The sequence below is a fragment of the Actinomadura geliboluensis genome, assembly GCF_005889745.1.
Classification (GTDB): Bacteria; Actinomycetota; Actinomycetes; order Streptosporangiales; family Streptosporangiaceae; genus Spirillospora; species Spirillospora geliboluensis.
Genome location: NZ_VCKZ01000436.1, coordinates 1 through 7284 on the forward strand (window position 1 = coordinate 1; position 7284 = coordinate 7284).

The 7284-nt window shown below is 66.5% G+C and carries 7 protein-coding genes and 2 pseudogenes; 2 read left to right on the forward strand and 7 right to left on the reverse strand.

Translation table 11 applies throughout. The annotated features are described in order from the left end of the window. Positions 1 to 465 (reverse strand): recombinase family protein (locus ETD96_RS37600; protein WP_338072651.1); only part of this gene is annotated, 465 nt, incomplete at its 3' end. Positions 466 to 839: 374 nt separating this feature from the next. Beyond that, a complete protein-coding gene (locus tag ETD96_RS37605) occupies positions 840 to 3314 on the reverse strand; it encodes an NACHT domain-containing protein (RefSeq protein WP_138641270.1) in 2475 nt (824 codons plus the stop codon). Between the two features lie 198 nt (positions 3315 to 3512). On the opposite strand from ETD96_RS37605, the gene ETD96_RS45345 reads away from it, so the two are divergent. Further along, the gene (locus tag ETD96_RS45345; protein ID WP_171069423.1) at positions 3513 to 3671 is read left to right on the forward strand and encodes a hypothetical protein; all 159 of its coding nucleotides are present in this window, start codon (positions 3513 to 3515) and stop codon (positions 3669 to 3671) included. Between the two features lie 166 nt (positions 3672 to 3837). Here ETD96_RS45345 and ETD96_RS37610 read toward each other — a convergent pair whose 3' ends face one another. The 5 genes and pseudogenes from ETD96_RS37610 to ETD96_RS37635 form a co-directional block, all read right to left on the reverse strand. After that, positions 3838 to 4437, reverse strand: coding sequence for a recombinase family protein (locus ETD96_RS37610; protein WP_205719651.1), 600 nt, complete (start codon positions 4435 to 4437; stop codon positions 3838 to 3840). A 156-nt stretch (positions 4438 to 4593) separates the two neighbouring features. After that, on the reverse strand, positions 4594 to 5307 hold the full coding sequence (locus ETD96_RS37615) for a DUF4158 domain-containing protein (RefSeq protein ID WP_171069424.1): 714 nt from the start codon (positions 5305 to 5307) through the stop codon (positions 4594 to 4596). A gap of 189 nt (positions 5308 to 5496) precedes the next feature. Beyond that, a complete protein-coding gene (locus tag ETD96_RS47200) occupies positions 5497 to 6438 on the reverse strand; it encodes an AraC-like ligand-binding domain-containing protein (RefSeq protein WP_240808511.1) in 942 nt (313 codons plus the stop codon). Between the two features lie 73 nt (positions 6439 to 6511). Continuing rightward, positions 6512 to 6661, reverse strand: a complete 150-nt coding sequence (locus ETD96_RS37630) for a hypothetical protein (RefSeq protein ID WP_205719652.1) — start codon at positions 6659 to 6661, stop codon at positions 6512 to 6514. Then, positions 6655 to 6991 (reverse strand): annotated as a pseudogene (locus ETD96_RS37635) (Phenylacetic acid catabolic protein); the annotation flags it as partial. The gene ETD96_RS37630 and the pseudogene ETD96_RS37635, both read right to left, overlap by 7 nt. Here ETD96_RS37635 and ETD96_RS37640 point away from each other — a divergent pair. Then, positions 6991 to 7284: pseudogene (locus tag ETD96_RS37640) on the forward strand (transposase); the annotation flags it as partial. The pseudogenes ETD96_RS37635 and ETD96_RS37640 sit on opposite strands and share 1 nt — an antisense overlap.

The following is a 7284-nucleotide window of genomic DNA, read 5'->3' on the forward strand; positions in this document are numbered from 1 at the left end:
GGGCATATTCGGGCTTGTCGGCCGGGTGGGCGAGCGCCGTCTGATCCGGCGGGCGGATGCCTCGGCGACGATGCGGGCGCGGGCGGCGCGTTCGGCGATGAAGGTGCGTTCCATCTCGGCGAACAGCCCCAACAGCAGGAATGCGATCCGCGCCAGGCCCTCGTCGGCGATGTTTCTCGGCAGGGGGTCGGCCAGCGACCGCACACCGATGCCCTGCTCTGCCAAGTCGTGGACGAAGTTGAGAACCTCGCGCGGATTGCGGCCGATCCGGTCCAGGGTGTGCACGACGATGGTGTCGCCAAGCCAGGCGTAGGCCAGCAGCTCACCCAGGTCGGTGCGGTCGAGGATGGCGCCGGTCTTCTTGTAGATGTACACCCGCCCATCCGGGATGCCGCCGGCGAGTGTTTCGAATTGCCGGTCCACGGACTGCTTGGTGGTGGATACTCGGGCGTACCCCAAGTCCAACCCGGCATGAGGGGGTCACTTCCCGTTCCCATCCCCGGATCGTACCGGAACTCGCTCCCGTAGGCCCTATTTGAAACAGACCTTGTCGAACGGCATCCGGAAAATCCAGTGTCCGACCATGTCCGATTCTGTCGATTTCCAAAGTCGGCTGCAACGGATTTCCGATGCCGTGTGCACAGCATCGATTAGCCCATGTGGCGGTCCGGGCAGAACCGCTGACCATCGAATGGGATCTGGCCTCGGCTGGGTGAACTTGGGCCCCGCCGAGGGCGATCGACGCAGTCGAGGCCGACCTGCTTACCGGCATGCCCAGTTGCAGGGCGAACGAGCGCCGCCGCCTCTCCCGCTATGGAGTTCGGCCGGCCTCGGCGGCCTCAGTAGAAGCCGCCCGCCATTTCGAGCATTGCGTCGGCGCCCAGTTGCCGCCCCTGCAAGGGGTCGACCTTTTCCAGAGCATTGGCCGCAGCCGCGCGATTACCGACATCGAAGCTTAAGTCGATGGCGAGAGCTTCGAGTAGCCGCACAGCCCGCTCCAGGTCAACCTTGGTCAGAGCTTCAGCCGCAGCCAGGCGATCGGCAAAGCTGAGGGTGGGGTCAGTGAAGATGGGTTCGTTGGCACGGGTTTCGAGCAATCGCGCGGCCCGCTCCACCTCCATCTTTCTTTTGGTCCGCAAATACCGGGAGTATTCGTCCAGAGTGGGATCGTTGGCGCGTGATTCGAGTAGCCGCACGCCCCACCCCTGATCCACCATGGCCAGCGTCTCAGCCAGCTCTCTTCGCCGTGTGGGGTCGTCGGTGCGGGGGTAGCTGGCGTAATACCGGGCGAGTTGGAGAGCGGTTGACTCGGCAGGAAGGTTAGTTCTAAGACGTACCTGGCTCTTTAGAAAGTAGATTCCTTTGGGGGCTTTCAGGCAGGCTTCGGCCTTTTTGCCGATCCTGTCGTCGCGGGAAGTGAGCCGGTCGAGAAGGAAGCCGATATAGGACGGTTCTTGGTCCGGCCGGTCGGGTTGCGGCGGACTGACTAGGAGCCGTTTTAGCCAGGGCAAGAACTCGCCGAGGTTGAGCAGGAAGTCCCAGTCCAGCCAGTCGGGCCAGAGCCTGGCTTGGAGCCGTTGCAGCCAGACGGGCAAGAAGCGGCTGAGGCCGAACAGGCAGCGGAGGGTGTGGCGGCGGGCCTGCTTGTTCCGGGTGGCGTGGCGGGCGGCGTGGTATTCGAGGAGGGTCTGGTGGGGGAAGCTGAGGCCGTCCGGGTGCTGGACCAGCAGGCCGGTGTGGCGCAGGAGGTCCTCCAAGAAAGCGTCCCAAAGCTCCGGGCGTACCTTGCCAGGCCGGCGGAGGGTCTTGTGTGAGGCCAGGGTCGCGGCGGCTGGGGCTTGGTGGCCGGTGAGCCATCGGTGAGCGAGGTAGTCGATCAGCTCGGGCAGCTGCTCGTGGGCCTGCCGCGCGGCCTCGTCGGCTTCTTGACGCGCCTGCGGGCTCTGAAGTCCTTCCACGAGGTTCTTGATCGCTTCCTCGTGGCTGTCCGCGACGTGCTTGCTGCGGTTGTTCTCGTACATCAGGTCGGTGAACGCTTCGTACACCGCGGTGCGGCCCTTGGGCAGTGGGCGTTCGGGCTCGGCGAGGTAGAGCTGGCACAGCATGAAGGACACCAGCGGGGTGCGGGCCAGCTCGGCCAGGGACGCAGAGTGGAGCGCGCCGGTGAAGTACTGGGCGCGGTGGGTGGCCTCCTCCTGCCGCCACCGAGTGCCGAAGTACTTTTGGGTGTAGGTGTGCAGATCACCGGGGGTGAAGGGCTGCAGATCGTAATGGGGCGCTCGGCGGTCGAGTAAGCGGTCGAGGACGTCGAGTTCGTTCCCGGCCAGGGGGCGGGTTGCCACCACGCACCGGTACAGCGGCGGGTCCTCTGCGACGGCGTTGGCCAGCTTCTCCAATACGGCTCGGCGCTCGGCGGCGTTGGGGAGTTCGTCGAGGCCGTCGACCAGCAGCTGCCAGTGCGCCCCGGGGCACGGCCGCGCGAGGAAGCGGGCTGGGTCCAATTCCGGGTGCCGCCCGTACCGGCTGAGGTTTCGGGTGGCGGCGGCGAGCGCATCGGGTACTGGTGTCTGGTCCCTAGCGAGGAAGTGTGCGCTCACCCAGACTGGGACTGCCGCACCGGTCTTTCCGACACTCCCGGTGCCATCGAGCCACTCACTGGCCGCCTCGCTCAGCCAGGTGCGTAGCAGTGTGGACTTGCCGCATCCCGGGCCGCCGATGAGCACGCACACGCGGTCGGCCTTCCGGAAGACCGCCTCCGCAGGCTCGACCTCAGCGTGAAGCCCGTGTCGAGCCGCGGGAGTGCTGCGCTGGCGCACGTAGACCTCGGCCAGCGGAGGAGCCGTCTGGCCGGGGATCCCTGGATGCGGGTGCTGATCGGCGGCCTTGCGGACGGCTTTGAGGTAGGCGCGGACTTCCTCGCCCAGGCCTGTCCCGCGCTGGGCATCCTCATACAGCCTGTTCCAGTCGTACCGGAGCCTGCTCTCGGATCGTTTGTCGGTGAGCTGCCTGGTCCATTCCAGCATCACGGCGACCAGGGACCACAGATCCTCAAAGTCCGCTGGCACGCTGGGCTCCTTCGAGCCCTTCCGCTTGGGGAACCAGTCATTGACCGTCTGCAGCGACAGGTCCACACCGCCGTCCTTGCGCGGCCAGGGCAGGTCCTGCGGACGGCCCGCGGCTCTGCGTCGACGTCGGTTGGCCTCTTCGACCGCAGCCTTCTGTGTCTTTCCTCTCTGGCGCAAACCGGCCTGAAGCAGTCCAAGCTGCGCGGCCAGAGCAGTACGTCCCGGGACGGGCTCTTCTGATTCGCTCACGCCTCACCTTCCATTCGGGAGCTGATCCCAATCCGGCGCGATCCGGCGGCCCACAGCCAAACGACGCCTGACCTGGGGGTATGCCGCCGGAAATCCGGCGATCCGGTATCCCTGGCCGGCGGCCCGGGGCCTTGGCCAAGGTGCTCATGGCTGCCTCCTCCGGGGCGGTCGAGACCGCTGGGCGGAAGGACGGACACAATGAACATCTGGGAGGCAGCAGTGCTCCTGGCCGGGCCCGTGATCATCGCAATCACAGCAGTGATCATCACCAGCATGGCGCTGAAAGACACCGCTCCGCATGACCGCGCAGGCATTCTGCGCGCCGCTGCAGAGCTCATGCGAGAGCTTCGCCCATGACGGCCCGCGCCTGGCCGCCCTCCGCCTCACGCTCAATGGCCACCCTCGACTGGGGACCGGCCCCAGGACGGCGGGACCGTTTCCAGAGAGGTGCAGCTCGGCCAGGCAGGAGCGCTCGTGCCAGGGGTGCGGAGCCCGCGCATACGACGCCATGCTTTGTGCCCCACTAGGCCAGAGCGGCCAGGTAGTGCTGCAGGGAGGTCTTGGGGATCTCGCTCTTGGTGGCGATCACGCCGAGGGAGTCGCCTTGGGCCATGAGCAGCCGCGCGTATTCGATCTTGTCGGCGGAGTGGGCGATGGGTCGGCCGATCTGGCGGCCGGCGGCCTTGGCGACGGTGCGGGCGTGGGCGGCGCGTTCGGCGGTGAAGGTGCGTTCCATCTCGGCGAACAGTGCCAGCAGCAGGAAGGCGACGCGCGCCATGCCCTCGTCGGCGGTGTTGATGGGCAGCGGGTCGGCCAGGGGTCGTACGCCGATGCCTGTCGCGGCCATGTCGTGGACGAAGTTGAGGACCTCGCGCAGATTTCGGCCGATCTGGTCCAGGGTGTGCACGACGATGGTGTCGCCGGCCCGGGCGTGGGCCAGCAGTTCACCCAGGCCGACGCGGTCGAGGGTGGCGCCGGTCTTCTTGTCGATGTAGACCCGCTCGTCCGGGATGCCGACGGCGGTCAGCACGTTCCGCTGACGCTCCAGAGACTGTTCGGCGGTGGATACCCGGACGTACCCCAGCTCCAACCCGGCATGAGGATGATCGTTTCCCGGTCCCACCCCCGGATCGTACCGGAATTCATCTCTGTACGACATTTCTAGAACATGAATGACTTCCGGGACATCGGTCGTCGGGACCGTGTCCGCTTTTGTCGGTTTCCGAAGTCGTGTGCACAGATTCCCGAAGTCCTCTGCACCTCGGGGCCTGTCCAGGAGTCACCCGCTTGCCGGGGTCGCTCTGATCAGAGCAAAGAGGTTGCTCGTGGTCAGGCAGGTCGAATTGGGTGACCAGGTCGGCGTTGACGAGGCCCGTCGCAGTGATGCGTGCCTTTTCGCGGGCGCTGCGCACGAAGATCCGTGTTGTGTTAGGGAGGCCGGCCCAGCGAGTGCGGGCATGGCCTGACCACCCCGAACTGGCGGTGGCCGGTGTAGAGGGCGATCGGGAACTGTGCACAGCCACGGCACGCGGCGTTCCCGCAGCCATCCCACCTCGTCGGTGAAGATCGCCTTCGGGCCGTCTCCCGACGTCCAGGAGCGGGCCGCCACCCACTCCCGCAACTCCGCCTCCGCCGCCGTGAACTCCTTCAGCCCGTGCACCCGCCGGATCTCCCACTGGTGATCCAGCTTCGTCTTGGCCCGCCCGGTGTAACGCTTCACCGCCGACGGATCAGCGACCTCCAACTGCTCGGCCACAAAGTCCAGCACCACCGTCGGCACGTCGAGCGGATCCTCCAGGAACGAACCCACCCACCGGACCGTCACCAGTTGAAGCGCGAACCCCAGCTTCATGTGCTCGCCACGATGGCGGTCGATCAGCGCCCGGTCCTCGTCATCGAGGAAGAACACCCGCTCCAGGTCCGCCTGCGACGGCACTCCGGCATAACGACCATATGCCGCTGCCACATCATCGGTCAGGAAATCCACCGGCATGCGCCGCAACGTAGGCCCGACCCACCGGTAACCCACCCACAGCAACCAAACACGCACTGGCCGCATCGGGCCACGCCCACATCGGAACGCTCAACGGCGGCAACGCCGCTCAACCCCGCTCGCTAACGCCGTTGGCCGGTCGGTTGCTGCTCAAGCCCCGCCACGGTTGGACTGCCGTGTCACCGTCACTTACCTGGTGTGCCGAGCTTGTCGGTACTCGCCCGGGGTCATCCCGCTGGCGGCTCGGAACGCGCGGTGGAAGCCAGACTCGCTGTCGAACCCGCAGGCCAGGCCCACTGCCCCAACCGGCCGTTCAGGGTAGTGGAGCAGCATCGCCTTGGCATGCTCGATCCGCATCCGCCGCAGCCACGCGGCGACCCCCTCATCACCGAGCATGCGGTACAGAGTGCGGCGCGACACATGGCACGCCTCCGCGACCCTCACCGCGTCCAAGCTCGGGTCGGCGAGGTTCCGGCGCAGGAAGTCCAATACGCGCTCGCGCGCCAAGGCCTGCGCCGCATCATGGACGGGCTCCATCCGGTTCCCAAAGCATGCAGCCGCCGAGAGTAGCCCGACGGCGTGCGGCAGCAGTACCGCCGACTCGTCCGGGCTCTTCTTCGCCGCGTCGAACAGCGATGTGAGGAACCCCGCCACCACGCCGCCCGGTGTCCCGCACCCCAACGCGTGCGCCGTCATCCGCCGGGTGTCCCGCAGCATGAGTTCCCTTTTGAGGACCTGGACGACGAGCTGCTGGAACGGATCGTCGAAATGTAGCGTGTAGGGCCTGGTGCTGTCATAGAAGGCCATATCGCCGGGCGACAGCAGCGCGACCCGCCCATCCTGCTCCACGCAGCCCCGTCCCTGCAGCTGGACACTCGCCAGCAGGTACTCCTCATCCTCATCGGCGATCAGCGCGCGAGTGCGCCGCACGTGCTGGCTCCCGGCCGCAACGGCCGACAGCTCAAGATCGCCGACCGGGACGTGCTCGATACGCCCCCTGAACCGGCCCTCGGTCACCGGCTCCGCGGCGAGACGAACGAACGTAGCGCAGATCATCTCCCGCCAGTAGGCAAACGCCTCCCGGGCCAGCACACCAGAGGTGGTCAGCTCCGCATACGCCCGTCGGTCCATGGCGGCACCCACAAGTGAAGTATAGCCCAAAAGGGCAGGTAGAAGCCCAGAAAGACATCCCATGATAACTGTGTCAAGTCGTAGCGCTCTGGACGTGGTGCGACCAGGCGGTGGCCTCGTCGTAGAGGGTGCTGGTCTTGAGGCAGCCGTGCAGGATACCGACGAGCCGGTTGGACAGCTGGCGCAGGGCGGTGTTGTAGGAGCGTCGCGTGCTCTGCGACACAACGGCACCTGGTTGCAGATCGCCGCGCCGTCCACTAGCCAGCCGATCACGCCGACGTCGGCGAACGTCAGCGTCGGATAGTTGAAGATCGACGAGTATTTCTGAACCCCAGCGATGAGCTTTTCGGTCAGCTCCATTTGGTCGGCGCCCATGGTCCCGGCGGAGGAGTAGAGGTAGAGCCCCTGCCCGGCCTCGTCCTGCACCTTGGCCAGCAGGATCGCCTTCCACCTCAGCGACGGCGCCCGGGTGATCCACTCGCCTTCCGGCTGCATGCCGATTGATCTCTGAGTGCGCATGCTGGGCAATCTGCCGGAACATGGTCTTCCGGTAGGTCACAGCCGGTGCTGCCGATGATGCCGGGCATGCCCGAGCGGCGCACCCACGACTACGCCCGGCACGGCACCACCAGCCTGTTCGCCGCCTTCAACATCGCCGACGGCACCGCCGGCACCGAACTGCACCGCCGGCACCGCGCGACCGAGTTCAAAAAGTTCCTGGTCGCGATCGACAAGGCCGTCCCGGCCGAACTGCAGGTGCACCTGGTCTGCGACAACCCGGCCACCCACAAGACACCCCTCATCCACGACTGGCCGGCCCGCCACCCCCGCTTCCACGTTCACTTC

Excerpts from the sequence above, each read along its gene's own strand:
- ETD96_RS45345 (WP_171069423.1), top strand. The coding sequence starts at position 3,513 with ATGAACATCTGGGAGGCAGCAGTGCTCCTGGCCGGGCCCGTGATCATC.
- ETD96_RS37615 (WP_171069424.1), bottom strand. The coding sequence starts at position 5,307 with ATGCCGGTGGATTTCCTGACCGATGATGTGGCAGCGGCATATGGTCGT.
- ETD96_RS47200 (WP_240808511.1), bottom strand. The coding sequence starts at position 6,438 with ATGGACCGACGGGCGTATGCGGAGCTGACCACCTCTGGTGTGCTGGCC.